The following is a 24,956-nucleotide window of genomic DNA, read 5'->3' as shown; positions in this document are numbered from 1 at the left end:
CCACCATCGGTTCGACGGCGGGTGAGAGAGTGGCATGGTGCGGGTGGGGATCCTCGGGCCGCTTGAGGTCCGCGACGGCGAGCGGCCGGTCGACGTCGCCGGGGCGCGGCTGCGGGCGCTGCTGATCCGCCTCGCCCTGGACCCGGGCCGGCCGGTGAGCGTGCCCGCGCTGGCCGAGGCGCTCTGGGGTGACGAGCCGCCCACCGACACCGCCAACGCGGTGCAGACGCTCGTGTCCCGGCTGCGCCGGGCGGTGCCCGGGCTCGCGGTACGCAGCAGCCCGGCGGGCTACCGGCTCGACCTCGACCCGGACGACGTGGACGCCGGGCGGTTCGAGCGGCTGACCCGGCAGGGGCGGGCGGCGCTTCGTGACGGGGACGCGACGGGGGCACGGACGACGTTGCGCGACGCGCTCGCGCTGTGGCGGGGTCCGGCGCTGGCCGAGGTCGCCGACGCGCCGTACGCGGCGGCAGCGGTGGCGCGGCTGGCGGAACTGCGGCTCACCGCGCAGGAGGACCGGATCGACGCGGAGCTGCGCACCGGGCGGCCGGAGCTGCTCGTCGCCGAACTGGAGGAGCTGACCGCCGCGCATCCGCTGCGGGAGCGGCTGGCCGAACTGCACCTGCGGACGCTCGCCGCCGCCGGGCGGCCCGCCGAGGCGCTCGCGGCGTACGAGCGGATCCGGCAGCGGCTCGCCGACGAGCTGGGCGTGGACCCGTCGCCCCAGTTGCGGGCCGCGCACCTGGAGCTGCTGCGTGGCGAGGCGGCACCGCCGCAGCCGACGGCCGTGACGCGGGGCAACCTGCGGGCCGCGCTCACCACGTTCGTCGGGCGCGACGAGGACCTGCGCCGGCTCACCGGGCTGCTCGCCGGCAACCGCCTGGTCACCCTGCTCGGGCCGGGCGGAGCCGGCAAGACGCGGCTGGCGAGCGTGGCGGCGGGCCGGCTCGCCGACGGCGTACCCGGCGGGGCCTGGCTGGTCGAGCTGGCGCCGATCACCGACCCGGCGGACGTGCCACGGGCCGTGCTCGACACGCTCGGCCGCCGGGACCGGACGCTGGAGCCGGTACGCCCGCCGGCCCGCGACCCGCTCGGCCGCCTGGTGGAGACGATCGCCACCGACGAGACGCTGATCGTGCTGGACAACTGCGAACACGTCGTCGAGGCCGCCGCCCGGCTCGCCGAGGACCTGCTCGGCCACTGTTCGGGGCTGCGCGTGCTGGCCACCTCCCGGGAGCCGCTCGGCATCGTCGGCGAGGTGCTGGAACCCGTACCCCCGTTGCGGCTGCCACCGGCGGACGCGACGCCGGGCGACGCGCTCGCGTACCCGTCGGTGCAGTTGCTGCGTGACCGGGCCGCCGCCGTGCGGCCCGGGTTCGCGGTGACCGGCGAGAACGTGGCGGCCGTGGTGGAGATCTGCCGGCGGCTCGACGGCCTGCCGCTGGCCATCGAACTCGCGGCGGCGCGGCTGCGGACGCTGTCGCCGCGGCAGGTCGCGGCCGGTCTGGACGATCGGTTCCGGCTGCTGACCGGCGGCAGCCGCACCGCGCTGCCCCGGCACCGCACGCTGCGGGCGGTGGTGGACTGGAGCTGGGGGCTGCTCACCGACGACGAGCGGCGGCTCGCCGAACGGCTCGCGGTCTTCCCGGCGTCGGTCACCGCCGACTCGGCGGCCGGCGTCGCCGGCCCGGCCGCCGCCGCGCTGCTCGACGCGCTCGTCGACAAGTCGCTGCTCCAGGTGGTCGGCGACGGGCGGTTCCGGATGCTGGAGACCATCCGGGAGTACGGGCTGGAACGGCTCGCCGCCGCCGGGGCAGTGGCCGGGGCGCACGCCGCGCACGCGGCGTACTTCCGGGAACTGGTCCGGACCGCGGAGCCGCACCTGCGCACGGCCGGTCAGCTGCCGTGGCTGCGGCTGCTGGAGGCGGAACGGGAGAACATCGTCGGCGCGCTGCACTACGCGTGCGACGCCGGTGACGCCGACACCGCGCTGCGCATCGGCGCCGGGCTGGCGTTGCCGCTGGTGATCTGGGGCGACGACGGCGGCATCGGCGGTGACGTGCTGGCCCGCGCGCTGGCACTGCCCGGCCCGGCACCGGCGGAGGAGCGGGCGGTGGTGCTCGCCATCCGCATCGGTTCCGAGCTGGCACGCGGCGAGCAGGTGCCGCCGCCGGAGCAGCTCGCCGAGCTGACCACGGCCCTGCGGGCGGCGGAGGGGACCAAGCATCCGATCGTGGGGCTGCTCGCACCGATGCTGTCGATCTTCGACGACGACACGGCGGCCGGGATCGCGGCGATCGACCGGGCGCGCGGGCACCCCGACCCGTGGACCGACGGCACGTTGCTGGGGATGCGCGGCAAGTTCAAGGAGAACGACGGCGACGCCGAGGGCATGCTGCGCGACCTGACCGACGCCGCCGCCGAACTGCGCGCCGTGGGCGAGCGGATGAGCCTGTCGCACGTGCTCAGCGAGTACGCGGACGCGCTCACCAAACGCGGCGACTTCGAGGCGGCGACCGCGGCGCTGGAGGAGTCGGTTCGGCTGGCCCGGGAGCTCAACCCGGCCTCCGAGCCGGGCTTCCAGCTGATCTGGCTCGCGGCCATCCGCGCCCGCTCCGGCGACGTGGCCGGCGCCAAGGCCGAACTGCGCCGGTTCGTGACCGACCGGGACGGCCGGGACGGCGCGTTCGGGCTGATGATGCTCGGCAGCATCGCCCGCTCCGACGGCTCGCTGGACGAGGCGCAGGAGTGCCTCGCCGAGGCGATGCGCCGCCAGGCCGAGACGCCGCTTGTCGCCCCGCAGTTCCGGGGCCTGCTGCTGGCCGAGATGGGCCACCTGGCGCTGGCCCGCGATGACCTGCCGGGCGCGCGCGGGTGCCTCGACGAGGCGACGACGCGGGCCCTCGCCGCCCGGGACATGCCGGTGGTCGCGATCGTCACTGTCGGCTGGGTGGCGCTGGCCGCTGCGGAGGGCCGGTACGAGCGGGCGGCGGAACTGCTCGGCGTCTCCGACTCGCTGCGCGGCCGGCCGGACCGGTCCAACCCGGACGCGCAGCGGCTCGCCGAGCGGCTGCGCGCGGAGCTGGGTGAGGACGGGTACGCCGCCGCGTACACCAGGGGTCACGGCCTGAGCCGGGCCGACGCCCTCGCGTTCGTGGGCGGCGACCCGGCTGGTTGATCCTCGTGCGGCCCGGGCCGGCCCGGCGCGGACCGGTCCCGGGCGGCGCGGCCGGTCAGGCGCGGCGGCGGTAGGCGCGCACGGCGAGCGGCGCGAAGACCGCGATGATCGCCACGGTCCAGAGCAGCGAGCGGCTCACCGGCCCGGCCACCGGGCCACCGATCATCAGGCCCCGGGCCGCCTCCATCACGTCGGCGACCGGGTTGACCCCGACCCACCACTGCAACCAGCCGGGCAGCGTGTCCGTCGGCACCATCATGTTGGTGCCGAAGGTCAGCGGGAACAACAGCAGGAACGCCGTGCCCTGCACCGCGCCCGGACTGCGCATCAGCACCCCGAGCAGCACACCGATCCAGCTGACCGCGAACGCGAACGCGATGGTCAGCAGGCAGGCGGCGAGCGCGGACAGCGGGTCGGTGCCGATCCGGAAGCCGAGCGCGTAGCCGAACCCCAGCAGCACCGCGATGGAGACCACGAACCGGACCAGGTCGCCGACCACCGAGCCGACGAGCGGCGCGGACCGGGCGATCGGCAGGCTGCGGAACCTGTCGAACACGCCCTTCTCCACGTCGGTGTTGAGGCTGACGCCGGTGGCGATGGACGCGAACAGCACGGTCTGCACCATGATCGCGGGAAGCAGGAACTGGAGGTACTCGTGCTGTGAGCCGGCGACCGCGCCGCCGAGCAGGTAGACGAAGATCAGCACGAAGACGACCGGCTGGAGCGTGACGTCGAGCAGTTGCTCCGGGGTCCTGATCGTCTTGACCAGGCTGCGGCCGGCCAGCGCGAGACTGTGCCGGACCATTGCGAACGGACGGACCGCGGCGTGGGCGGTGGCGGGCCGGGACGGCATCGCCGCCGTACGAGTGGTCGTGGTCATGCCGCCACCTCCGCCTGCTCCTCGGCGCCGTGGCCGGTCAGCGTGAAGAACACCTCGTCGAGGCTGGGCAGCCGCAACGCCAGCTCCACCACCCCGATGCCGGCGTCGTCGAGCCGGCGGACCACAGCGGTGAACGTGGCGTCGTCGTCCACCGGCACGGTGAGCACGCCCGGCCGGGGCAGCTCGGGATCGGTCCCGGTGGCGGCGCGCAGGATCTCGGCGACCGCGCCGATCCGGCCCGGCTCGGTCGGCCGGACCACGATCGTCTGACTGCCGGCGATCCGCTTCAACTCGCCCGGCGTACCGTGCGCGATCACCCGGCCGTGGTCGATCACCGAGATCTCGTCGGCGAGCGCGTCGGCCTCGTCCAGGTACTGCGTGGTCAGCAGCACCGTCGACCCGTCGTCGACCAGCGAGCGGACCACGCCCCACATCTCCTCCCGCTTGGCCGGGTCCAGGCCGGTCGTCGGCTCGTCCAGGTAGATCACCTCCGGCCGGCCGACCAGGCTCGCGGCCAGGTCCAGGCGGCGGCGCATGCCACCGGAGTACGTCTTGGCCGGGCGTCCGGCCGCGTCGGTCAAGCCGAACCAGGCGAGCAGTTCCGCCGCCCGCGCCCGGGCCTCGCGGCGGCTCAGGTCGAGCAGCCGGCCGATCAGCACCAGGTTCTGGGTGCCGGTCAGGTCCTCGTCGACCGAGGCGTACTGGCCGGTCAGCCCGATCAGCCGGCGTACCCGGGCGGCGTCGGTGACCACGTCGTGGCCGCCGACAGTGGCGCGCCCCCCGTCCGGGCGCAACAGCGTGGCGAGGATCCGTACCGCTGTGGTCTTGCCGGCGCCGTTGGGCCCCAGCACCCCCAGCACGGTCCCGCGTCGTGCGGCGAGGTCGATCCCGGCCAGCGCGGTGGTCGTACCGAACCGCTTGACCAGGCCCTCCGCCTCGAATGCGTAACTCATGACGCCGACGATGGCCGGGCCCGCTGGCACCGGGCGCACACGCCGCGCACACCGCCGTGTGCGCGGTGGCGGAATCGAGTACGCGTGCTCATTCGCCCGCCCCGCCGGCCCGGGCAGGATCGGAGGCGTGACGACGAGACGTACGCTGCTCGGCGGTCTGCTCCTGGCGCTGGCCACTGCCGGTGCCTGGGTGGCCTGGCTGAGCTGGGAGTCCGGCTGGACCGTGGACCCGCAGACCGGCGACATGAGCGGGCCGTACGCGGTCTGGCAGGTCGCCGCCGCGGTGCTGACCCTGGGCGCGCTGGCCGCCGTCGGCGGCTGGTGGCTGAACATCTGGCTGGTGGCGACAGTGATGACGGTGGCGTTCACCGTGCCGTGGGCGGTGCACGCCGCCTCGACCGACGACACCGGCCTGTGGGCGGTCGGTGCGGCACTGGTGGCGATCGGCACCACCATCGGGACGACGCTGGTCGGCGGGGCCGCCGGGTGGCTGCGCCGCCGGACCGCGTGACTGCCGTCGTCAGTCGCGGTTCAGGCGTTCGGCGTACGCGTCGCGCAGCTCCGCCCAGCCGAAGTCCTTCGCCTCCGCGCCCCGGATCGGGCCGACCGGGTCGCCGTCGAGCAGATGCGCGGCGACGTCGAGGCAGATGTGCCAGCCGGCGGCAGTCATCGGGGCGAGGTCCGGACCGCCGACCCGGTGCCGCAGCGTGAGAGTGGTGCCGTCGCCGTTCGCTGTCAGCTCCCAGCGGAGCCTGTCGTCGCCCCAGGTGTACTCCAGCAGGTGCGGCCGGTCCGCGCGCAGCACCCGGGCCGGTGCCGGGTGGCTCTGGTCGCCGTCGACGGTGCTGAGCACGGCGTTACCGGTGCGGCCCAGGTCGCGGTCGGCCAGGAACGGCGCCCACTCGGCGAGCCGGTCCGGGTCGGTGAGCGCGGCCCACACCTTCTCCGGCGGGTGTCGTAGGTCGCGGACGAAGACCAGTTCGTTCTCGGGTGTCAGCTCTACCCGGGCGATCGGGCCGGGACGGAACGTGTCGCGGTCCATCTGTCACTCCTGACTGTCGAGATGGCGTTCGAGGGCGTCGAGATGCGCGGTCCACATCGACCGGTACGGCCCGAGCCAGTCGTCCACTGCCCGTAGCGGCGTGGTGTCGACCCGGTAGATCCGCCGCTGCGCGGCCGTGCGGCAGGTGACCAGTCCGGCGTCGCGAAGAACCCGCAGGTGCTTGGAGACCGCCGGCTGACTCATGCCCAGCGCGTCCACCAGCTCGCCCACGCTGCTCTCCGCCCGGCGCAGCCGGTCGAGGATGCGGCGCCGGGAGGGCTCGGCCAGCACGGTGAAGGCGTCGACGGTCACTCCTTCAATATGCCTCATCGGTTATATGCCTGGCAAGGAATGACAGGTCGCGCTGCCCGCGCCCGGCCGGCTCCATATGCTCGGGGGATGGAACTGCGGATCTTCACCGAGCCCCAGCAGGGGGCCACATACGACCAGCTCCTCGCGGTGGCCCGCCGCGCGGAGGAGACCGGCTTCGCCGCGTTCTTCCGCTCCGACCACTACCTCAAGATGGGTTCGGTGAGCGGCGACCCCGGCCCGACCGACGCGTGGACCACGCTCGCCGGCCTGGCCCGCGACACCACCCGGATCCGGCTCGGCACGCTCATGACCGCCGCCACGTTCCGGCTGCCGGGCCCGCTGGCGATTACCGTGGCGCAGGTCGACCAGATGAGCGGCGGCCGGGTCGAGCTGGGCATCGGCACCGGCTGGTACGCCGAGGAGCACACTGCGTACGGCATCCCGTTCCCGGCGCTGGGGGAGCGGTTCGACCGGCTGGAGGAGCAGCTCGCCGTCATCACCGGGCTCTGGTCCACCCCGGCCGGCTCCACGTTCGACTTCCCCGGCACGTACTACCCGGTCAGCGACTCGCCCGCGCTGCCCAAGCCGGTGCAGCGCCCCCGCCCGCCGATCCTGCTCGGCGGCATGGGACCGAAGCGCACGCCCCGCCTGGCCGCCCGGTACGCCGACGAGTTCAACCTGCCGTTCGCCTCGGTCGAGGACACCGTCACGCAGTTCGGGCGGGTACGCGACGCCTGCGCCGCGATCGACCGCGACCCGTCCACGATGACCTGGTCCAACGCGCTCGTGCTCTGCTGCGGCCGCAACGAGGCCGAGGTGAGGCGCCGCGCCGAGGCGATCGGACGTGACCCGGACGAGCTGCGCGCGAACGGTGCCGCCGGCACGCCCGCCGAGGTGGTCGAGACGCTCGGTCGGTACGCCGAGGCGGGCAGTTCCCGCGCCTACCTCCAGGTGCTCGACTTGACCGACCTGGACCACCTGGAGCTGGTAGCCGCCGAGGTCATGCCCCACATCTGACCCGGCCCCCGCCCGCCCGCCGCTCGACCGTCCCCATCGATCTTGGAGTTGTGGCACCTGACAAGCCTCGCTTCGAGCGACAATCCGGGCGCCAAAACTCCAAGATCGACGGGCTGGGGCGGGCTGGGGCGGGCTGGGGCGGGGCGTGCGGGTGGGCGGCGGACGGGTCAGCTCGCTGTGGCGCGGCGGACGGTGTCGAGGCGGCCGTCGCGGTCGCTGTCCAGGTACGTCACGTCGGGCACACCGTCGCCGTCCAGGTCGACCTGCACCACGTCGGCCACGCCGTCGCCGTCCAGGTCCGTCACCACCTCGACGGAACCGTCCAGGTGCCGGGTCACGATCGACCGGCCGGACACCTGGCGCGGCGGCGGCCCCGGGTGGGGCACCGGGTCCGGCTCGGGCTCCGGCGTGGGCCCCGGCACCGGCGCGGTCGCGGCGGGCGGCACTCCCACACCGGCGGTTCCCACACTGGCCGATCCCACACCGACGGGCCCCACACCGGCTGGCGGCATCTCCGCAGCGTCGGGGTCCACGCCGGTCGGGTCGATCTCCTCCTCCGACGGGTACACGTCGCCGCGGAGGCTCGGGTCGCGGTAGCTGCTCATCCCGCCAGGATTCCCGCCGAGTGGCCGGGGCAACCCTGCCGGCGCATGATGGCGCATGATGCAGCGCATGACGGACACCAACTGGGCCGGAAACGTCAGCTGGTCGGCGCGTACCCGATCGCGGCCGACCTCGACCGACGACCTGCGCCGGCTGGTCGCGGAGGCCGACCTGGTCCGGGCCGTCGGCACCGGCCACTCGTTCAACCGGCTCGGCGACACCACCGGCGTCCAGATCGCGCTGGACGGCCTGCCACCGGCCGTCGCGCTCGACCCCGAGCGCGGCACCGTCACCGTCGCGGCCGGCGTCCGCTACGGCGACCTGGCCACCGCGCTCCAGGCTCAGGGGTACGCGCTGGCGAACCTCGCCTCGCTGCCGCACATCTCGGTGGCCGGCTCGGTCGCCACCGCCACCCACGGGTCCGGCGCGCGGAACCGCAACCTCGCCGCCGCCGTCGCCGGGCTGGAACTGGTCACCGCCGACGGCGACCTGATCACCGTCGACCGCGGTGACCCGCGGTTCGCCGGGATGGTGGTCAACCTGGGCGCGCTGGGCGTGGTCACCCGGCTCACGCTCGACGTGGTGCCCATGTACGCGGTGCGCCAGCACGTCCGCCTCGGCCTGCCTCGTGCGGCGCTGGACGAGGCGCTCGACGCCGCGTACAGCGTCAGCGTCTTCACCTCGTGGCGCTCGGAGCGTTTCGACCAGGTGTGGGTGAAGCAGTACGCGGACCAGGCGCCGCCGCCCGCCGACTGGCTGGACACGGTGGCCGCCGACTCGCCCCGGCACCCGGTGCCCGGAATGTCGCCGGAGCACTGCACGGCGCAGCTCGGCGAGCCGGGGCCGTGGCACGAGCGGCTGCCGCACTTCCGGCTCGGATTCACGCCGAGCAGCGGCGACGAGTTGCAGTCCGAGTGGCACGTGGCCCGGGCCGACGCGTCGGCGGCGCTCGCCGCGCTCGACCCGATTGCCGACCGGATCGCCGCCGTGCTCCAGATCTGCGAGCTGCGGACGATCGCCGCCGACGAGCTGTGGCTGAGCCCGAACTTCCGGCGCGACTCGCTGGCGCTGCACTTCACCTGGATCGGCGATCCGGTGGCGGTGGCGCCGGTGCTGGCGGAGGTGGAGGAGCGGCTCGCCCCGTTCGCGCCGCGCCCGCACTGGGGCAAGCTGTTCGACCGCGATCCCGCCAGCGCGTACCCCCGGCACGCCGACTTCGCCGCGCTGCTGCGCGAGTTCGACCCGAAGGGGAAGTTCCGCACCGCCGAGATGGACCGCTACTTCCTCCGGGACTGAGCCGGCTTTCCTCGGGACTGGATCAGCGTCCAGCCGGCACCTGCTGGCGCAGGCTGCCGCGCTGCACCGCCCGGCTGATGTCGCTGGGCGAGACGATGCCGACCAACTGTTCGTCGATCACCACCAGCGCCCGGCCGTCGGTGCACTCGTTGAGCCGGGGCAGCAGGTCGGTGAGCTGTTCCTCCGGGCGGGCGAGCACCAGTTCGTCGGCCCGGCAGGACACCTCGGCCAGGGTGGTCGACGCGCGGCGGTCCGCCGGGATGCCGCGTACCCGATCGAGCGTGACCAGGCCGACCGGCCTGCCGTCGACGGTGAGCGGCAGTGCCGAGTGCCGGTACGCGAAAAGGTAGTGGTCGACGAAGTCGGCCACTGTGAGGTCGCCGGACGCGGTCTGCGGCTGCGGCGTCATCACGTCGCCGACCCGGATGCCGCGCAGCGCGTCGCCCATCCGGGCGGCGCGTTCCTCCTGGCCGGCGGCGCCGAGCAGGAACCAGCCGATCAGCGCCAGCCAGAGCCCGCCGAACCCGGCGCCGGTGAAGAACCGCCACAGCCCCAGCCCGATCAGCACGACGCCGAGCACCCAGCCCGCGCGGGCCGCCACCACCGACGCCTTGGTCCGGTCGCCGGTGAACTTCCAGACCGCCGCGCGCAGCAGCCGCCCGCCGTCCAGCGGGGCGGCCGGCAGCACGTTGAAGATCGCCAGCAGCACGTTGATGCCGGCCAGCCAGGCCAGCGCGCCGAGCAGCAGCCCGTGCCCGCCCGCGGCGGCGACGGCCACCGCGATCGCCGCGAACACCACGCCGATGATCAGGCTGACCAGCGGCCCGACCCCGGCGATCCGCAGTTCGGCGCCCGGGTCCTTCGCCTCGCCCTTCAGCTCGGCGACGCCGCCGAACAACCACAGCGTGATGCCCTCGACCTCGATGCCGTTGCGCTTGGCGACCACCGCGTGCGCCACCTCGTGGGCGAGCAGGCCGAGGAAGAAGACCACGGCGGCGGCCAGGCCGGCCGCGATGTAGGCGACGGGGGAGTGACCGGGGTACGAGGAAGGGAACAGGCTCGCCGACAGCGCCCACGCGATCAGCACGAAGATGACCAGGACACTCCAGTTGACGCCGACCGGTACGCCAGCGATCCGACCCAGACGGAAACTCGCCCTCATGTTCCCGTCATACCCGGCGCACCCACCCGCACACCAGAACCTGCTGCACGGCGTGCCGGACCTGCGGTGAGTGCAGAGCCAGGAGGATCGGGGTGCCAGGAGGCAGCGCACATGATTGATCAACTTTGATGAGAGAACTAGCCTTGCGTAGATGAGGAGTGTTCGCGGCGTAGCCGTCTGGGCGTTGTTGGTCTTCTTGGGAGGGCTTGCGCTGCTGCTCTCCCCGCCCCTGATCGACTACGCCTTCGATCCGAGTACCGACTGGGAGCGCTTGGCGAATATCGGCCAAGCCTACGGCTCGGTATCCATGCTTCTCTCTGCGCTGGCTCTCGTGGGTGTGGTCGCCACCACCATCAGTCAAAACAGGCAGGCCCGCATCGCATTGGAATACGCGCAACGTGACCAGCATGCCTTGTTGCTGAAGATGGCCATAGATGATGCCGTGCTGATGGAGTGCTGGGGGTCGCTGACCCAGGACCCTGCCCCTGAAAGGCGGAGGCAGCGGGCCTACATCAACCTGATCCTCAACTTCTGGGCCGCGACCTGGCAGCTGGGCGGGATGCCTGAGAGTCAGTTGCGAGGACTGCTGGCAGCTGACATCTTCGCCACCGAGATCGGCTTGAGGTTCTGGGAACAGGCGCGACTTACGCGGGAGGTCGTGCACGCGGGGGCGCAGCCAGCAGCGTTCGACCGGATTGTGGAGGACGAGTACCTGCGCGCCCTTGCGAAGCTACGAAGCGCGGAGGCTTCGGGCACCGGATCGTAGGGCAGGGTGGGCAGGCGATGCCTGCCGCGTTCAGTTCCGGAACGTCTCGTGCTTGACGCTCGCAACGAAGGTCGACCAGGCTGCCGGGTCGAAGGCGAGGATAGGACCTCGCGGGTCCTTGCTGTCGCGTAGCCCGACCACGCCGGGCAGGTTGTCGGCGACCTCGACGCAGTCTCCGGAACCGTTGCTGCGGGTGCTCTTGCGCCAGGTCATCGTCGCCTGGTTGGCCTCGTCCACCCGCGCCGTCCTCTCATAGCTCGTCGATCGCCCCCAGGATGAGGTCGCGCGACTCCCGGGCGCCGGCCGCCGTGGCGACCAGATGCTCGAAGACGCGGCTGTACTCCCTGACCTGTTGGCCTTCGAGATAGAGGCTACCCGCGCGGGTCTCGACGTAGACGACCCCCGGATCGGCCGGCTCGGGGAAGGCCAGCACGCTGAAGGCGCTGCCCATCGACCCGTACTCGCCGGCGCCGAACGTCAGGATCTGGATGGTGCGGCCGGGCCGATCGGCCTCCTCGGCCAGTCGCCGCAACTGCGCCGCGAACAGCTCCGCGCCGCCGACCGGCCGCCGTAGCGCTGCCTCGTCCAGCACCACCCAGAGCTTCGGCGGAGTTTCGGTGTCCTGACGGCGCATGCGCAACTCCACCCGCCGGTCGACCTCGTCGCTCGGAGCGTCCGGATGCTCGGCGCGGATGACCGCGCGGGCGTAGTCGGCGGTCTGGAGCAGACCCGGAATCAGTTGTGGCTGGAACGCGCGGATCTCGGACGCCTCGGCCTCCAGCCCGACGTAGACCTCGAACCAGTCCGGCAGCACGTCGTCGTACGCCTGCCACCAGCCCCGCTTGCGGGCGTCGCGGGCGACCTGGACGAGCGCGTCCACCTCGTCGCCCTCCACGCCGTACAGCTCAAGGAGCCCACGGGCGACCGGCGGCATGACGGACACCTGGGCGTTCTCGATGCGGCTGATCGCCGACTTCGAGATGCCCACCTCCTTGGCGGCCTGGTCGGCGGTCATGCCGGTCTGTTCACGGAGGCGACGCAGCGCAGCGGCCAGGCGTCGACGTCGGACGGTCGGGCTTCCAGTCATGCCGGTCAGTGTGGCGGAACCGGACGAGCTTCGCAATGACACGCTCCCGAATCGGGAGTTGCGTAGAGGGTGCAGTTCGCTGCACGATGGGTGAGTGGCCGGATCGGCTGGGTTACCGGTTTGTCGACCTGAGTCACGTGCTGTGCCCTGCTGACGTACTGCTGGTCGAAGGCTGCGGTGGCAGGTGCCGGGGTGGGTCCGCCGGTGCGGGGCGGGCCGGCGGGCCCGCCCTTCCACGGTTCGATCTCGACGGTGAGAGAGGCAGGTCCTGTCATGCGCGTCTTCCTCCGGCGTGTCCGGCGTCGCCGACGGTCGGTCCTCGGATCGACCTGCTACCGCTCCTCCGCCTACCACCCGCTGCGCCCCTGGCAGGTTCGTGAGCGGAGCTTCCGGCCGACCCCGCTGGGACGGCGCGGGCTCGATCCGCAGGAGGTGCGGGAGTTCCTCGACCGCGTTGCCGGTGACCTGTCCGCCGTCTACGACGCACTGGCGCAGAGCCGCCGGGAGACGGACCGGATCAAGAACGCGCTGCGCCGCTGGCAGTCGGAGCAGGCCCAGGCGCGCAACGAACGGGGATACGACAGATGACCGAGCGATGGGTGATCCACCTGCCGGTCGTCGTCAACGACCTGCTCTCCGCTCAGCGGCTGGCCCGCGTGGTGGCGCACTGGACCCACGTCCTGCCGCAGACCGAGCCGGGCGGCACCACTGTCTCGGCGGAGGACGACCAGAACGTCCGTCACTGGGTGTTCTGCGACCGGTTGCTGCCCGGTGGGCAGCGGTGTCTGCTACGGCCCGGACACGACGACGAGTGCTCCCGGCGGTTCCGGCCGCGATGAGCATGCGCCGGAGCAGCGTCGGACGCCCGCAACCGGAAGCGGAATATGCACGAGCCGCGGTCGAGAACATCGGTTATGCAGTGACCGACGAGGACGTCGAGCGGGCCCGCCGGAGGCTGGCACAACAGCCGCCGATCACCGACGAGCAGCACGACCGGAACATGGAGTGGCTGCGCCAATTCGGGGGCGACAGGGCGGCTGGCGCGTGAACGGGCTCGTCCTGGACACCTCGGCGCTACTCCCGGCGGCCCCACCCGGCATCGAGGCCCGGAGTCGGTCAGTCGGCCTTTCCGGCCGGGACGACCCACGTCGTCGGCTGGCCGGTGATCGCGGTGATCAGGTCGAAGTCACCGTCGTAGTGCAGAACGGTCACGCCATGCCGTTCGGCTGTCGCGGCGATCAGCAGATCGGCCATCGAGAGCGCTCGGTGGTTGCCCTTGTGCAGCGCCTGCACCTGGACGTCGATCGCACGATCCCAGATGTCGTCGGGCATGGCGAGCCAGTCGAAACCGCGGAGCAGCCACCGAGCGCGCTTCGCGTCCTTGGCCGAGCGGGCGCTGTGCACGACCTCGATCTCGATGGCGCCGCAGACCGCCAGCAGGCCGCGATCGGACAACTCGTCCAGGACCGGTGCCACGGCGGGCTTCGGCCACCGGGCCAGCGCCGACTTGTCGAGGAGGTAGCGCTCCCGCGTCATGCCGCTTCGGGCTTCGACGCCTGCCCCGGGTCGGTGAGGTCCGGCAGGCCGCCGCTCTTGAGCCAGTCGGCGAACTCCCGCCGTTTCTCCCGGTTGACCACTTCCTGAAGCGCGGCGTTGACGGTGGCCTTCTTGGTGCCGGTACCGAGGATCTCGGCGGCCTCGGCCAGGAGTTCATCGTCGACGTCGAGAATGGTGCGGGACATGGCATGCCTCCTCGTCCAGCGGGCGAACGAGGTGATGATATCAAGTTTTCGGTTTCTTGATATACGCATGCGGAGGTGTCGGGCTGGGTCAGCGCCGTCGCGGGGCCTCGGCGACCACCGTCGGGGAGAACTCGTTCGCCGCCTCGACCGCCCACTCCAGCGCGAAGTCCGCCTCCTCCTCCCAGCCCGGTTCGCCGCCGACGAAGTGCGACCGGCCGGGGAACTCCCGGTAGCCGGTGAGCGCCGTCGAACTCCGGTAGAGGTTGGCGATCGAGCTGGCCAAGGTTGCGGGCACCACGTGGTCCTCGCCGCCCGCGGTGATCAGCAGCGGGGCGCGGTCGCTGCGCTTCTTGTCGATCTCGGTGGCCGAGTTCGGGTCCAGGTTGGCGAACGCGGCCTCGAACAGCACGTGCCCGGCGCCCGGTACGGCGTACCGCTCCCAGGCCGCGTCGGACTGCTCCTGGCTGATGGTGTTGCCGAAGGCGTACCGGAAGTCCTCCGGGGTGAACGGCACGGCGCGGTGCCGGTTCGCCGGGTTGTGCAGGATCGAGTACCCGGAGCGCAGCGTGCTGGGCGGCAGCTTCAGCACACCCCGTACCGGCGCGGGGTGCACGGCGACCACCGCGGCGCCGAGGCGGCGGTCCGCCAGCAACTGGGCGATCAGGCCGCCGAACGAGTGGCCCATGATGATCGGCGGGCGCGGCAGGTCCCTGATGATCGCCGCGTAGTGGTCGGCGATGTCGGCGATGCGCTGCGCGGCGATCGGCGCGGGGTCGGCCCGCAGCTCCTCCACCTCGCGGTCCATCCCGGGCCAGGCGGGCGTGAGCACCTGGAAGCCGCGCGCTGAGTACCGCTGCGCCCAGTGCTCCCAGCTCCGCGAGGTCATCCAGAGCCCGTGGATGAGCACTATCGTGTCGACCCGTCCCGTCGGTGCGCTCATGTCCGCCTCCCCGTTTCGCCGCCGGCTGGCCCGCGCGTACCCGGCCTGGGGTGCCGGCAATCCTGTCTGATCGAACAGTCGGGGAACGGCCGGTGACCCGGGTGATCGCTGTCCTGAGTCGACTGTCAGGATGAGGACATGACGGTCAGACTTGCCGACAGGGTCGCCCTGGTGACGGGTGGGAGCCGGGGAATCGGCGCCGCCGTCGTGCGCCGGCTGGCCGAGGACGGCATCCACGTCGCGTTCACCTACCGCACCGCGGAGGACAGCGCGAAGTCCGTGGTGGCCGAGATCGAGGCGTACGGGCGGACCGGCCTGGCGATCAACGCGGACAGTACCGACGCGTCGGCCGTGGTCGGCGCCGTGGAGCGGACCGTCGCCGAGTTGGGGCGGCTGGACATCCTGGTCAACAACGCCGGCGTGTTCGCGGGCGGGCCGATCGAGTCGGTCAGCCTGGACGCCCTGGACCGGGCGATCGCGGTGAACGTGCGCGGGGTCTACCTCGCCACCCAGGCGGCGGTGCGCCACATGGGTGCGGGCGGGCGGATCGTCAACATCGGCAGCAGCTTCGCCAGTCGTGTCCCGGCGCCCGGGGTGAGCGCCTACGCGATGACCAAGAGCGCCGTGAACGGGCTGACCCGGGCGCTCGCCCGGGAACTCGGTCCGCGTGGGATCACCGTCAACCTGATCCTGCCCGGCTCGACCGACACCGACATGAACCCGGCGGACAGCGTCGGCGCGGACGGGCAGCGGTCGCACATCGCTCTCGGCCGGTACGCGGAGCCGGACGACGTGGCGGCTACTGTCAGTCACCTGGTGGGCGTCGGCGGACGGCACATCACCGGCGCGTCGATCGCGATCGACGGCGGCGCGACGGCCTGATCGGACCCCCAGGCCAACGGCCGGTTGCTGGGGTGAGTCCGGTCAGGGCAGGCGGTCGACCACCACGAAGGCGGTGCCCGGCTCGACCTCGGTCAGCAGTAGGCGCTGGGCGCTGCGGGTCAGCCGGATGCAGCCGTTCGTGACGTTCCTGCCGAGCGTCTCGTCGTTGTACCAGCTGTGCAGTCCGATGTGGGCGCCGCGCAGCCCGGTCGGCACCGCGCCGGGGTCGTCGGGGATCGCCCCGAGGGCGAAGATGTCGACGCCGCCGTAGACGGCCTGCGGGGGCGGGGTGCGGCCCAGCACGAACGTACGGCCCAGCGGGGTGAGCTGCCCGGACATGCCGAGGCTGACCGGCCAGGTGCGCATCGCGCGGCCGTCCCGGCTCCAGGTGAGGCGGTGGGTGCGCCGTTCCACCACGATCTGGTCGCGCAGCACCACTGTGGTCCAGCCACCCGACGGCAGCCAGGCGATGGTGCGGTTCGCCGACGGCAGCAGCACCGCCGTCCAGCCGGAGCGGCGGTCGACGATCGGCACGGTGAGCCGTACGCCGCTGATGGTCGGCGCGAGGAACGCCAGCGGGCGGCCGCCCGGTGCGTCGTAGGCGGCCACGTTTCGGTTCGGGCGCAGCCCCTCGCTCAGCGGGCGGGTGTCGGCCGGGTCCGGGTCGGGCGGGAAGCCGCGCGGCGCCGGGTCGTAGGTGACCACCGGCAGGTCGTCCGGCGGCGGCGCGGCGGGCGGCACCGACTCCACCGGCGACGGGCTCGGCGCGGCGGTCGTGGCAGGGGGTGCGGCGGCGGGTGGCGTCGCCTGGCGCGCGGGCGCGGCGGTGAGCGCGCGGCCGACCAGCAGCGCGGTGACGAGCAGCAGCGGTACGGCGAGCGCGGCGATCAGCCAGCCGGGAGGCCGACGTGTGGCGAACCGGTCGAACAGCACGAAACCGACTGTAACCGACCGGAAGCCCCCGTACCCGGTACTACGGGTACGAGGGCTTCGCGGCCCGGGTGGCTCAGCTCAGCTTCGCGCCGGTTGGATCAGCTCAGCTTCGCGCCGATGTGGAGGGCGATCCCGTCGTGCGCGGGGACGTTCGCGGCGAACCAGCCGGACGAGTCCACCGTGATCACCGGCCCGCTGCACGAGCCGTTGCTGAACGTGCCGTGGACGACGTCGCAGTAGCGGCCCGCCGGCAGCCCGGTGTAGTACGAGCGGCCGTTCACCGCGCTGTCCTCGTCGTTTATGGTCAGATATCCCTTGCCGGTACGGCTGAACGCGATGTGCTGGTAGCCGTTGTCGTACCAGTTGGAGACCCCGGCGCCCTCGGTGGCGTTGCGGAAGCCGACCATGTTGGCGATCACCGGCCAGCGGTGCTCGCACTCCCAGCCCGAGTAGCAGGTGACGTTGGTGATCCGGTTGCTGCCGTCGGCGGGCGGGCCCTGGTCCCGGCCGCTGTAGGTGAAGCTCGACATGACCGCCGGGGTGCCGTACGGCCAGGCGAGCATGAACGCGTTGGCGAGCGCGTACGTGCCACGGTTGCGGTAGGTCAGCACGCCGCCATCACGCTGCGTGTCGTGGTTGTCGGTGAAGACCACCGCCTTCGCGCTCGACAGGTAGCCCCAGGACTCGCCGAAGTTCTTCAGGTACGCGAGCCGCTCGTTGTTGAACATCCGGGCCAGGTCCTTGCCGTACCGGAACTCGTGCACGTCGCCGTTGCCGGTGTACTCGGTCGGCTGGATCGGCTCACCGGCGCCGTAGATGACCTCCTGCACCAGGTACGCGCTGCGGTTCAGCTTGGCCTTGATCGCGGCGATGTCGGCGGCCGGCATGTGCTTGCTGCCGTCCAGCCGGAAGCCGTCGACGCCGAGCGAGAGCAGGTCGTTGAGGTACGCGGCCAGCCGGCCGCGCACGTAGTCCGACTCCGTCTTGAGGTCGGCGAGGTTGACCAGCTCGCAGTTCTGCACCTCGTACCGGTCGTTGTAGTTGGCGATGTCGTTGTTGCCGTTGCGGCCGCAGTAGTGGAAGTCCTGCGCCGAGTAGACGCCCGGGTAGTTGTAGTGGCCGTACGACGAGCCGGCCCAGCCGGTGCCGCCGTTCTCCTGGCCGGACATGTGGTTGACCACGGCGTCGACGATCACCTTGACGCCCGCGGCGTGGCAGGTGTTCACCATGGACTGGAACTGCGCCCGGGTGCCCTTGCGGGACTCGATCCGATAGCTGACCGGCTGGTACGACACCCACCACGGGCTGCTGTTGACGTGCTCCTGCGGCGGGGACACCTGAACGTAGCCGTAGCCCTTCGGGCCCAGGGTGCTGGTGCACTCGGCGGCGACCGAGGTCCAGTTCCACTCGAAGAGCTGGACGATGACCTTCTTGGCGCCGGGGGTGGCGGCGGCGGCCGGGGGTGCCGCCGCGGTGAGGGGAACGAGCAGGCTCGCGGCCAGGCTCAGGGCGAGCGCCGCGGCGCGGCATCGGCGTCGATGCATCAGGACTCCTGCGGGGTGCGGGGGATGCGGGGGAGTGGAGCCTGTATCAGTGCCGGCTTCTTGCAACCGGACTGAAATTTTGCGGCAAGGTTACGAGCCTGTTGCAAAGTCTGTCAACGCATGGGCATCCGTCGTTGCGTCAGGCGCTACACGCGCGTCCGGTCCGGACGGTTCGAGAAACCGGCCGAGAAATTCGCCACCGGAGGTGATCCGTCCGCGCCGTCCCTCCGTACCTGAGTGGGGAGCAGGGTCGGCCGGTGGGGGCGCCGCCGCGAGACGATCGAGGAGCAGATGGCCCGGGCACAGCAGAACGAGAAGGCGACGACCGTCCGGACCACCAGCACCAGCCGTGGTGCCCGGACGATGTCGAAGTCCGCGATGGTGGCGCTGACCGCCTCCGCGCTCGGCCTCGCGTGGGCGGGTGTGGAGCTGGCCGGCGCCGGCGGCGTCATGTACTCGTACGGATTCTTCTTCACCGAGTTCTTCGCCGGGGTGGTCGCCCTGGTCTCGCTCAGCATCACCGTGATGCTGGGCCTGCTCGCCACCGACCGCCTGGTGCTGCTCATCCGGCACCGCGTGCTGCTCCAGTCGGCACACCGCGCCACCGGCGTGCTCGGCGTGGCCGGGCTGGTCTTCCACGTCATCACCAAGGTCGCGATCGGCCGGGCCGGACCGACCGACGCGGTGGTGCCGTTCCTCAGCGGCAGCGGCCTCTACGTCGGACTGGGCACCGTCGCCGCGCTGCTGATGGTGGGCGTGCTCTGGACCGGGCTGGTCCGGGTCCGGTTCGCCGGCGTCGGTCCGAAGTGGTTCTGGCGCGGACTGCACTCGATGGCGTACGTGTCCTGGCCGTTCGCGCTCGTACACGGCCTCAACGCCGGCCGGCCCGCCGCCGGCTGGGTGGTGCTGAGCTACCTCGCCTGCGTGGTGCTCGTGGTGATGGCGTTGCTGGTGCGCGTCTCGGTCCACCTCGGCAAGCGCAGCCGCGAGCAGCACCAGGCCGTCGCGCTCAACAAGGCGATGGCCGGCAAGGGCGAGGAGCGTACCGGCGTGTTCGCCGCGCTCACCCGCAAGAAGGCCGCCGACAAGGAGGACAAGGGCGCCGGCCGGGGCCGCTGGGCCGAGGCGAGCGCCACCTGGACCGCCCCGGCCGGCACCGCCCGGCGGCGCGACCCGGAGCGGTTCGCCGTACCCGTGGTGCCGGAACCCGGGTCGCTGCGCGAACCGGTCCGCGCAGCAGCCGCCCGCCGCCGCGACGAGGAGCGCGAGCCCGTCGCCCGCGCCCGCGACGAGGAGGTGGCGCCGGCCCGCCGGACCGGCGGCGAACGGCCCCGCCGCCGTCGCCGCGACGACGAGGAACGCGTGACCCGCCGCTCCCGGACCGAGGAGCGGGTGAGCCGCCGCTCCCGCGACGACGAGGACCTGGTGGCCCGGTACTCCGCGCCGCCGGAGAGCGGCGGCCGGCACTCGGCGCCGCCGGACACCGGCGGCCGCCACTCCGCACCCCCGGACAGCGGCCGGTACGCCACCGCCGCCGAGGTGGCCCGCTACTCCGCGCCGCCGCGCGCCACCGACGAGCCGGAGGAGCCGTGGGACAGCCCGCGCCGCTGGGAGACCCGCACGGTCTCCGGTGAGCCGATCTCGGCCGGCCCCATCTCCGGCACCCCGGTCACGGCCGAACCGCTCAGCGGATCCGGCCGCCGCTACCGGGACGAGGAGGACGTGCCGGAGGAGCCGGACTACTGGCGCCCGCCGGCCCGCTACGCCGCCGACGAGGCGTTCGTCGACGACACCCCGACGCTCGTCGACCTCGCCTCCCGCCGGGCGATGCGCGCGGGCAAGGAGAGCCGGTCCAGCCGTCGCAAGCGGGCCGACGCGGACGCGGTCGACGGCGCGTACTGGGCCGGGCTGCGGGGTGAGGCGCGGTGACGCGTACGACCGTCCCGCCGGTCGCCTGTGTCGGCGAGCCCCGCCTGACCGCCGGGTTCGCCGAGTTCGGCCGGCTCGACCTGCTCGCCCACGAGGAGGTGCACGGCCCGATCGGCCCGATGGAACCGGCCGCGCTGCTGCGGCTCGCCGAAGCCATCGACCTCAAGGGCAAGGGCGGCGCGGGTTTCCCGTTCGCCCGCAAGCTGCGCGCCGTGCTGGAGTCCTGCGAGCGGCAGGACCTCGGCGCCGTGGTGGTGGTGAACGCCACCGAGGGGGAGCCGGCGAGCTGGAAGGACAAGGTGCTGCTCACCCGCGCCCCGCACCTCATCCTGGACGGCGCCGCGCTCGCCGCGTTCGCGCTCGACGCCGAGGAGATCGTGATCGGGGTCGCCGACGACGACGTGGGCCGGCCCTCGCTGACCGAGGCGCTGCGGGAACGGCGGATGCCGGTGCCCACCACGATCGTCACCGTGCCGCACCGGTTCATCTCCGGTGAGGGCGGCGCGCTCGTCAACGGCATCAACGGCCTGCCGCACATCCCGCCCGGCACGAAGAAGCGCTCCAGCGACTCCGGCGTCGGCGGGCTGCCCACGCTGCTGTCGAACGCCGAGACGTACTCCCAGCTCGCCGTCGCCGCCCGGATCGGCCCGTACGAGTACGCCGCGCTCGGCACCGACGACGAGCCGGGCACCGTGCTGCTCACCGTCACCGGGTCGGCGAAGCGTCCGGCCGTGGTGGAGTGCGCCGCCGGCACCCCGCTGCGCGAGATCCTCGACCTGTGCGAGGTGCCGCCCGGCCCGGGCATCCTGATGGGCGGCTACCACGGCAAGTGGATCACCGCGGCGGCCGCCGAGCGGGCCGAGGTGTCCCGCAAGGGGCTCACCGCCGTGGGTGGCACGCTCGGCGCCGGCATCATCGTGCCGCTCGGTGCCGACACCTGCCCGCTCGGCGAGGCCGCGCAGGTGGTGCGCTACCTCGCGGGCGAGTCCGCCGGGCAGTGCGGCCCGTGCAAGATGGGCCTGCCCGACCTGGCCCGCTCGGTCGACCTCGCGGTCTCCGGCAGCGCACCGGTCGAACTGGTCCGGGCCGCGGCCGGCGACGTCAAGGGACGCGGCGCGTGCAGCCACCCGGACGGCACCGCCCGGTTCGCACTGTCCGCGATGGAGGTGTTCGCCGACGACCTGCGGCTGCACGCCACCGGCGAGGGCTGCGGAAAACGGGTCAAGGGCATGATGGGCCTGCCCGGCGCGCCCGACGCCAACCCGCAGAAGCTCACCCTGGACTGGTCGCGCTGCGACGGTCACGGACTCTGCGCGCACGTGGTGCCGGACTTCATCCGGCTCGACGGCAACGGCTACCCGGCGTTCCCGCCCACCCCGGTGCCGACGTGGCTGCGTGAGGGCGCGCTCAAGGCGGTAAAGGTCTGTCCCGAACTCGCGCTCCGCCTCGTCCGGGCCGAGTAGAACCAGGAGCCGCCGATGCGTACCGCCGTTCGTGTCACAGCCGCCGCCCTGCTGGCCGCCACGCTCGCCGCCGTGACCGCCTGCGCCGCCGGGCCTGAGCCCGGCGCGCGGGACGCAGCGGTCGCCCCGGCGCCCCCGGCCGCCGCCTCCCCGTCCGGGTCGGCATCCGCACCGGCGTCCGCGTCACCGGCCGTGGTGCCGGCCGCGCTGTCGTTCACCGGCAAGACCCTCGACGGTACGGCGTTCGACGCCGCCGCCCTGGCCGGGCGGCCGGTAGTGCTCTGGTTCTGGGCGCCCTGGTGCGCCACCTGCGCCAGCCAGGCGTGGACGGTGGCCGAGATCGCCCCCGCCTACCGCGACACCGTCCCCATCGTCGGCGTCGCCGGACTCGGCGAGCAGAAGGCCATGAAGTCGTTCGTCAGCGAGTTCGACCTGGCCGGCACGACACAGATCGACGACCGGGCGGGCGCGCTGTGGCGCCGGTTCAAGGTGGCCGAGCAGAGCACGTTCGTCGTCCTGGACCGCACCGGCCGGGTCGTCCACCAGGGATTCCTGGACGGCGAGGCGTTGACCCGGCAGGTCGAGACGCTGGCCCGGGGATGACCGGCGCGCTGCTGCTCGCCCTGACCGCGGGCATGCTCGGCGCGGTCAACCCGTGCGGCTTCGCGATGCTGCCCGCGTACCTGTCGTTGCTGGTGGCCGGCCCCGACGGCGGGCGCGGCACGGTCGGCCGCGCGCTCACCGCGACGGCCGGGCTCACTCTCGGGTACGTGCTGGTGTTCGGCGCGTTCGGGCTGGCCCTGGCACCGGCGGCGGACTGGCTGCGGCCCCGGTTGCCGTGGCTGACGCTGACGCTCGGCGTGCTGCTGGCACTGGCCGGATGCTGGCTGCTCACCGGCCGGCGGCTGCCCGCGCCGCGCCCGTTGCGCGTCGCGCCCCGGCTCACCCGCACCTGGCCGTCCACGGTGCTCTTCGGTGCGGCGTACGCGCTCACGTCGCTGACCTGCGCGATCGCGCCGTTCCTGGCGATCGTGGTGACCAGCCTGCGGGCCGGGTCGCCGCTGCGCGGGCTGGCGCTGTTCGGGGCGTACGCGCTGGGGATGGCGCTCGTGGTCGGCGTGGCCGCGCTCGCCGTGGCGCTGCTGCGCGGCCGGGTCGTGGCGCTGCTGCGCGGCGCGGGCGCGTGGGTGCCGCGGCTGAGCGGCCTGGTGCTGCTGGTCGCGGGCGGCTACGTCGCCTGGTACGGCTGGTACGAGGTACGCCTCGCCCAGGGCCGCTACGACGCCTTCACCGACCCGGTCATCCGCACCGCCGCCCGCATCCAGCAGTCGTTGGTGAGCGCCGTCGACACGCTGGGCCCCGCCGTCCTCGCGGCGCTGCTCCTGCTCCTCCTCGCCGCCCTCACCCGCCCCCGCCCCCGCCCTCGCTCCCGCGATCTTGCAGTTGGCGCCCGGGCAGAAGGGGTGAAGCGGACTTCTCGCGGGCCGGAAGTGCAAGATCGCGGGGGAGCGGCGGGGGCGGGGGAGCGGGTCAGCGCGCGGTGAGGCGGTCGGTGCCGAGCTTGTCGCGGAGGACCTCCGGGACCACCACCGAGCCGTCGGGCTGCTGGCACTGCTCCAGGATGGCCGGGAACAGGCGGCTGGTGGCCAGCGCCGAACCGTTGAGCGTGTGCACGAAACGGGTCTGCTTCGCGCCCGGCTCGCGGTAGCGGATCGCCGCCCGGCGCGCCTGGTAGTCGCCGGCCCAGGAGACCGACGACACCTCCTTGTACTTGCCGGTGCTCGGCATCCACACCTCGACGTCGAGCGTCTTCTTCATCGAGGCGCTCGCGTCACCGGCGGCGAGCAGGCTGGTCTGGAAGTGCAGACCGAGCTTGCCGACCAGGCCCTCGACGTGCCCGACCATCGCCTCCAGCGCCTCGCCCGCCTGCTCCGGCAGCGTGAACTGGAAGATCTCCACCTTGTTGAACTGGTGGCCGCGTACGGTGCCCCGCTCGTCGGAGTGCGAACCGGCCGCCTCGCGCCGGTAGCACGGCGTGTACGCGAACGCCTTCAACGGCAGCTTCGGCGTCTCCAGGATCTCGTCCTGGTACGCGCCGAGGATCGCCGTCTCCGCCGTGGGCAGCAGGAACTGGCCGCGCGAGGACGACTGCTTGTCGATGTGGTAGACGTCGTCGTGGAACTTCGGGAACTGCCCGGCGGCGAAACCGGCGCTGTCCAGCAGCAGGTGCGGCGGGAGCAGGAACTCGTAGCCGGCCTGGATGTTCTGCTCGATCAACCAGTTCACCAGCGCCCACTCCAGCCGGGCGCCGAGACCGGTGTACATCCAGAAGCCCGAGCCGCCGAGCTTCACGCCCCGCTCGTGGTCGACCAGGCCGAGCGCACGGCTCAGCTCCACGTGGTCGCGTACCTTCTCGATGGCCGGCGCCGCACCGAACGTCCGCACCACCCGGTTGGCCTCCTTGCCCCCGGCGACCACGTCGTCGGCGGGCAGGTTGGGCAGCTCGCTCATCGCCGAGCGGAGCCGGGACTGCACCTCGTCGAGCTGGGACTCCAGCTCCGCGAGCTGCTTGCGCTCGGCCTCCGGGGCGACCGGCTGCGGCGTGCCGCCGGACCGTTTCGCCTCCGCGTACGCGCGCGCCTCGGCCTTGCGGCGCTGCCGCTCGGCGTCGATCTCCGTGATCAGGGCGCGTCGTTCCTGGTCGAGCCGCTGGATGTCGTCCAGCGCCCGGGTGACCTCGGCGGGATCCAGACGCTTCGCCAGCGCGGTCGCCACCGCCTCGCGATCCTTCCGGATCAACTCCATGTCGAGCATGCTGCTCGTACGCCTCCGTCCAGGCAGTCAGGTGGGACCTCCAGATGCTACCGTCGCGCCCCCGCCGCCCTGGCCCGGCCCGCGCAGCCCGCCGCCGCGAGGCCCTTTCCGGTGACGGTGTGTGGTGGTTCAGCCGTCGACGGGGCGTGCTCACGTTCCGTGATGGTGCTCCGGTGCCCGTGCGGCCTCGCTGCGGATCGCCAGCCCGCTGACCTGGTCAACCTCGCGGCTCCGCTCTCCGGCGGACATGCCTCTCCGGCGACTTTGCTCTGCAGCCACCGACGCGGCGTTCGACGGAGCGTCAGCGTCGCGCGGATGGCTGCAGAGCAAAGTGCGCAAGGGGTGAAGCACGCGGGAGGGCAGCGGCGTCACGCACGGTCACGGATCGCTGTCGCTATGCGGGTGCCGGCACC

At 72.9% G+C, this 24,956-nt stretch carries 27 protein-coding genes; 13 read left to right on the top strand and 14 right to left on the bottom strand.

Features of this window, described 5'->3' with window-relative positions:
• The first annotated feature begins 34 nt into the window (after positions 1–34).
• Positions 35–3,178 carry a BTAD domain-containing putative transcriptional regulator gene (locus tag IRY44_RS22790; RefSeq protein WP_194802272.1) on the top strand — a complete coding sequence of 1,048 codons (3,144 nt, stop codon included), beginning with the start codon at positions 35–37 and terminating at the stop codon, positions 3,176–3,178.
• A gap of 55 nt (positions 3,179–3,233) precedes the next feature.
• Here IRY44_RS22790 and IRY44_RS22785 read toward each other — a convergent pair whose 3' ends face one another.
• The gene (locus IRY44_RS22785; protein ID WP_228532615.1) at positions 3,234–4,058 is read right to left on the bottom strand and encodes an ABC transporter permease; all 825 of its coding nucleotides are present in this window, start codon (positions 4,056–4,058) and stop codon (positions 3,234–3,236) included.
• Entirely contained in the window at positions 4,055–5,011 is a 957-nt protein-coding gene (locus IRY44_RS22780) for an ATP-binding cassette domain-containing protein (RefSeq protein ID WP_194802271.1), read from the bottom strand. The genes IRY44_RS22785 and IRY44_RS22780 overlap by 4 nt, the downstream gene beginning before the upstream one ends.
• A 127-nt stretch (positions 5,012–5,138) precedes the next feature.
• Between IRY44_RS22780 and IRY44_RS22775 the strand changes: the two genes are divergently transcribed.
• On the top strand, positions 5,139–5,522 hold the full coding sequence (locus IRY44_RS22775; RefSeq protein WP_013287882.1) for a hypothetical protein: 384 nt from the start codon (positions 5,139–5,141) through the stop codon (positions 5,520–5,522).
• A 9-nt stretch (positions 5,523–5,531) separates the two neighbouring features.
• Here the strand turns inward: IRY44_RS22775 and IRY44_RS22770 are convergent, their stop codons facing one another.
• Together IRY44_RS22770 and IRY44_RS22765 are read right to left on the bottom strand one after the other, a co-directional pair.
• Positions 5,532–6,053 (bottom strand): SRPBCC family protein, encoded by a 522-nt coding sequence (locus IRY44_RS22770; protein ID WP_194802270.1) that lies wholly within the window; start codon positions 6,051–6,053, stop codon positions 5,532–5,534.
• A 3-nt stretch (positions 6,054–6,056) separates the two neighbouring features.
• On the bottom strand, positions 6,057–6,365 hold the full coding sequence (locus IRY44_RS22765) for a metalloregulator ArsR/SmtB family transcription factor (RefSeq protein ID WP_194802269.1): 309 nt from the start codon (positions 6,363–6,365) through the stop codon (positions 6,057–6,059).
• An 87-nt stretch (positions 6,366–6,452) separates the two neighbouring features.
• Here IRY44_RS22765 and IRY44_RS22760 point away from each other — a divergent pair, with 87 nt between their 5' ends.
• Positions 6,453–7,382 (top strand): LLM class F420-dependent oxidoreductase, encoded by a 930-nt coding sequence (locus IRY44_RS22760; RefSeq protein ID WP_194802268.1) that lies wholly within the window; start codon positions 6,453–6,455, stop codon positions 7,380–7,382.
• Between the two features lie 167 nt (positions 7,383–7,549).
• Here IRY44_RS22760 and IRY44_RS22755 read toward each other — a convergent pair whose 3' ends face one another.
• A complete protein-coding gene (locus IRY44_RS22755) occupies positions 7,550–7,987 on the bottom strand; it encodes a hypothetical protein (protein ID WP_194802267.1) in 438 nt (145 codons plus the stop codon).
• Between the two features lie 67 nt (positions 7,988–8,054).
• Here IRY44_RS22755 and IRY44_RS22750 point away from each other — a divergent pair, with 67 nt between their 5' ends.
• The gene (locus tag IRY44_RS22750) at positions 8,055–9,281 is read left to right on the top strand and encodes an FAD-binding protein (RefSeq protein WP_269697442.1); all 1,227 of its coding nucleotides are present in this window, start codon (positions 8,055–8,057) and stop codon (positions 9,279–9,281) included.
• Positions 9,282–9,303: 22 nt separating this feature from the next.
• Here the strand turns inward: IRY44_RS22750 and IRY44_RS22745 are convergent, their stop codons facing one another.
• On the bottom strand, positions 9,304–10,443 hold the full coding sequence (locus IRY44_RS22745) for a site-2 protease family protein (RefSeq protein WP_194802265.1): 1,140 nt from the start codon (positions 10,441–10,443) through the stop codon (positions 9,304–9,306).
• A 151-nt stretch (positions 10,444–10,594) separates the two neighbouring features.
• Between IRY44_RS22745 and IRY44_RS22740 the strand changes: the two genes are divergently transcribed.
• Entirely contained in the window at positions 10,595–11,209 is a 615-nt protein-coding gene (locus tag IRY44_RS22740; RefSeq protein ID WP_194802264.1) for a DUF6082 family protein, read from the top strand.
• Positions 11,210–11,239: 30 nt separating this feature from the next.
• Here the strand turns inward: IRY44_RS22740 and IRY44_RS22735 are convergent, their stop codons facing one another.
• Together IRY44_RS22735 and IRY44_RS22730 are read right to left on the bottom strand one after the other, a co-directional pair.
• A complete protein-coding gene (locus tag IRY44_RS22735; RefSeq protein WP_370584991.1) occupies positions 11,240–11,446 on the bottom strand; it encodes a DUF397 domain-containing protein in 207 nt (68 codons plus the stop codon).
• Between the two features lie 13 nt (positions 11,447–11,459).
• Positions 11,460–12,296, bottom strand: a complete 837-nt coding sequence (locus tag IRY44_RS22730; RefSeq protein ID WP_194802263.1) for a helix-turn-helix transcriptional regulator — start codon at positions 12,294–12,296, stop codon at positions 11,460–11,462.
• 273 nt (positions 12,297–12,569) lie between these two features.
• On the opposite strand from IRY44_RS22730, the gene IRY44_RS22725 reads away from it, so the two are divergent.
• Genes IRY44_RS22725 through IRY44_RS22715 form a run of 3 tightly spaced genes read left to right on the top strand, consistent with a single transcriptional unit; the run spans position 12,570 to position 13,344 of the window.
• Positions 12,570–12,884 (top strand): DivIVA domain-containing protein, encoded by a 315-nt coding sequence (locus IRY44_RS22725; RefSeq protein ID WP_194802262.1) that lies wholly within the window; start codon positions 12,570–12,572, stop codon positions 12,882–12,884.
• Positions 12,881–13,135 carry a hypothetical protein gene (locus tag IRY44_RS22720; protein WP_194802261.1) on the top strand — a complete coding sequence of 85 codons (255 nt, stop codon included), beginning with the start codon at positions 12,881–12,883 and terminating at the stop codon, positions 13,133–13,135. Before IRY44_RS22725 ends, IRY44_RS22720 begins: the two co-directional genes overlap by 4 nt.
• Positions 13,132–13,344, top strand: coding sequence for a hypothetical protein (locus IRY44_RS22715; protein WP_194802260.1), 213 nt, complete (start codon positions 13,132–13,134; stop codon positions 13,342–13,344). The genes IRY44_RS22720 and IRY44_RS22715 overlap by 4 nt, the downstream gene beginning before the upstream one ends.
• Before the next feature lie 68 nt (positions 13,345–13,412).
• Here IRY44_RS22715 and IRY44_RS22710 read toward each other — a convergent pair whose 3' ends face one another.
• The 3 genes from IRY44_RS22710 to IRY44_RS22700 form a co-directional block, all read right to left on the bottom strand.
• Positions 13,413–13,832, bottom strand: a complete 420-nt coding sequence (locus IRY44_RS22710; protein ID WP_194802259.1) for a PIN domain nuclease — start codon at positions 13,830–13,832, stop codon at positions 13,413–13,415.
• The gene (locus IRY44_RS22705; protein WP_194802258.1) at positions 13,829–14,038 is read right to left on the bottom strand and encodes a type II toxin-antitoxin system VapB family antitoxin; all 210 of its coding nucleotides are present in this window, start codon (positions 14,036–14,038) and stop codon (positions 13,829–13,831) included. The genes IRY44_RS22710 and IRY44_RS22705 overlap by 4 nt, the downstream gene beginning before the upstream one ends.
• A gap of 88 nt (positions 14,039–14,126) precedes the next feature.
• Entirely contained in the window at positions 14,127–14,978 is an 852-nt protein-coding gene (locus IRY44_RS22700) for an alpha/beta hydrolase (RefSeq protein ID WP_194802257.1), read from the bottom strand.
• 138 nt (positions 14,979–15,116) lie between these two features.
• Here IRY44_RS22700 and IRY44_RS22695 point away from each other — a divergent pair, with 138 nt between their 5' ends.
• Positions 15,117–15,860 carry an SDR family NAD(P)-dependent oxidoreductase gene (locus IRY44_RS22695; RefSeq protein WP_194802256.1) on the top strand — a complete coding sequence of 248 codons (744 nt, stop codon included), beginning with the start codon at positions 15,117–15,119 and terminating at the stop codon, positions 15,858–15,860.
• 42 nt (positions 15,861–15,902) lie between these two features.
• Here IRY44_RS22695 and IRY44_RS22690 read toward each other — a convergent pair whose 3' ends face one another.
• Together IRY44_RS22690 and IRY44_RS22685 are read right to left on the bottom strand one after the other, a co-directional pair.
• Positions 15,903–16,793 carry a L,D-transpeptidase gene (locus IRY44_RS22690; RefSeq protein ID WP_194802255.1) on the bottom strand — a complete coding sequence of 297 codons (891 nt, stop codon included), beginning with the start codon at positions 16,791–16,793 and terminating at the stop codon, positions 15,903–15,905.
• Between the two features lie 98 nt (positions 16,794–16,891).
• On the bottom strand, positions 16,892–18,337 hold the full coding sequence (locus IRY44_RS22685) for an alpha-amylase family protein (protein ID WP_194802254.1): 1,446 nt from the start codon (positions 18,335–18,337) through the stop codon (positions 16,892–16,894).
• Between the two features lie 237 nt (positions 18,338–18,574).
• Between IRY44_RS22685 and IRY44_RS22680 the strand changes: the two genes are divergently transcribed.
• The 4 genes from IRY44_RS22680 to IRY44_RS22665 are packed head-to-tail and all read left to right on the top strand — an operon-like array spanning position 18,575 to position 23,273.
• Entirely contained in the window at positions 18,575–20,266 is a 1,692-nt protein-coding gene (locus IRY44_RS22680) for a hypothetical protein (protein WP_281599983.1), read from the top strand.
• Positions 20,263–21,729, top strand: coding sequence for an NADH-quinone oxidoreductase subunit NuoF family protein (locus IRY44_RS22675; protein WP_194802253.1), 1,467 nt, complete (start codon positions 20,263–20,265; stop codon positions 21,727–21,729). The genes IRY44_RS22680 and IRY44_RS22675 overlap by 4 nt, the downstream gene beginning before the upstream one ends.
• Positions 21,730–21,744: 15 nt before the next feature.
• Positions 21,745–22,332 carry a redoxin family protein gene (locus IRY44_RS22670; RefSeq protein WP_194802252.1) on the top strand — a complete coding sequence of 196 codons (588 nt, stop codon included), beginning with the start codon at positions 21,745–21,747 and terminating at the stop codon, positions 22,330–22,332.
• On the top strand, positions 22,329–23,273 hold the full coding sequence (locus IRY44_RS22665; protein ID WP_194802251.1) for a cytochrome c biogenesis CcdA family protein: 945 nt from the start codon (positions 22,329–22,331) through the stop codon (positions 23,271–23,273). Before IRY44_RS22670 ends, IRY44_RS22665 begins: the two co-directional genes overlap by 4 nt.
• Here IRY44_RS22665 and serS read toward each other — a convergent pair.
• The gene (gene serS, locus IRY44_RS22660; protein ID WP_194802250.1) at positions 23,260–24,543 is read right to left on the bottom strand and encodes a serine--tRNA ligase; all 1,284 of its coding nucleotides are present in this window, start codon (positions 24,541–24,543) and stop codon (positions 23,260–23,262) included. The two genes, IRY44_RS22665 and serS, sit on opposite strands and share 14 nt — an antisense overlap.
• Between the last annotated feature and the right edge of the window lie 413 nt (positions 24,544–24,956).

This window comes from Micromonospora sp. ANENR4 (genome assembly GCF_015354395.1).
Lineage (GTDB): Bacteria > Actinomycetota > Actinomycetes > Mycobacteriales > Micromonosporaceae > Micromonospora > Micromonospora aurantiaca.
This window is presented reverse-complemented; position numbering and strand designations above follow the sequence as displayed.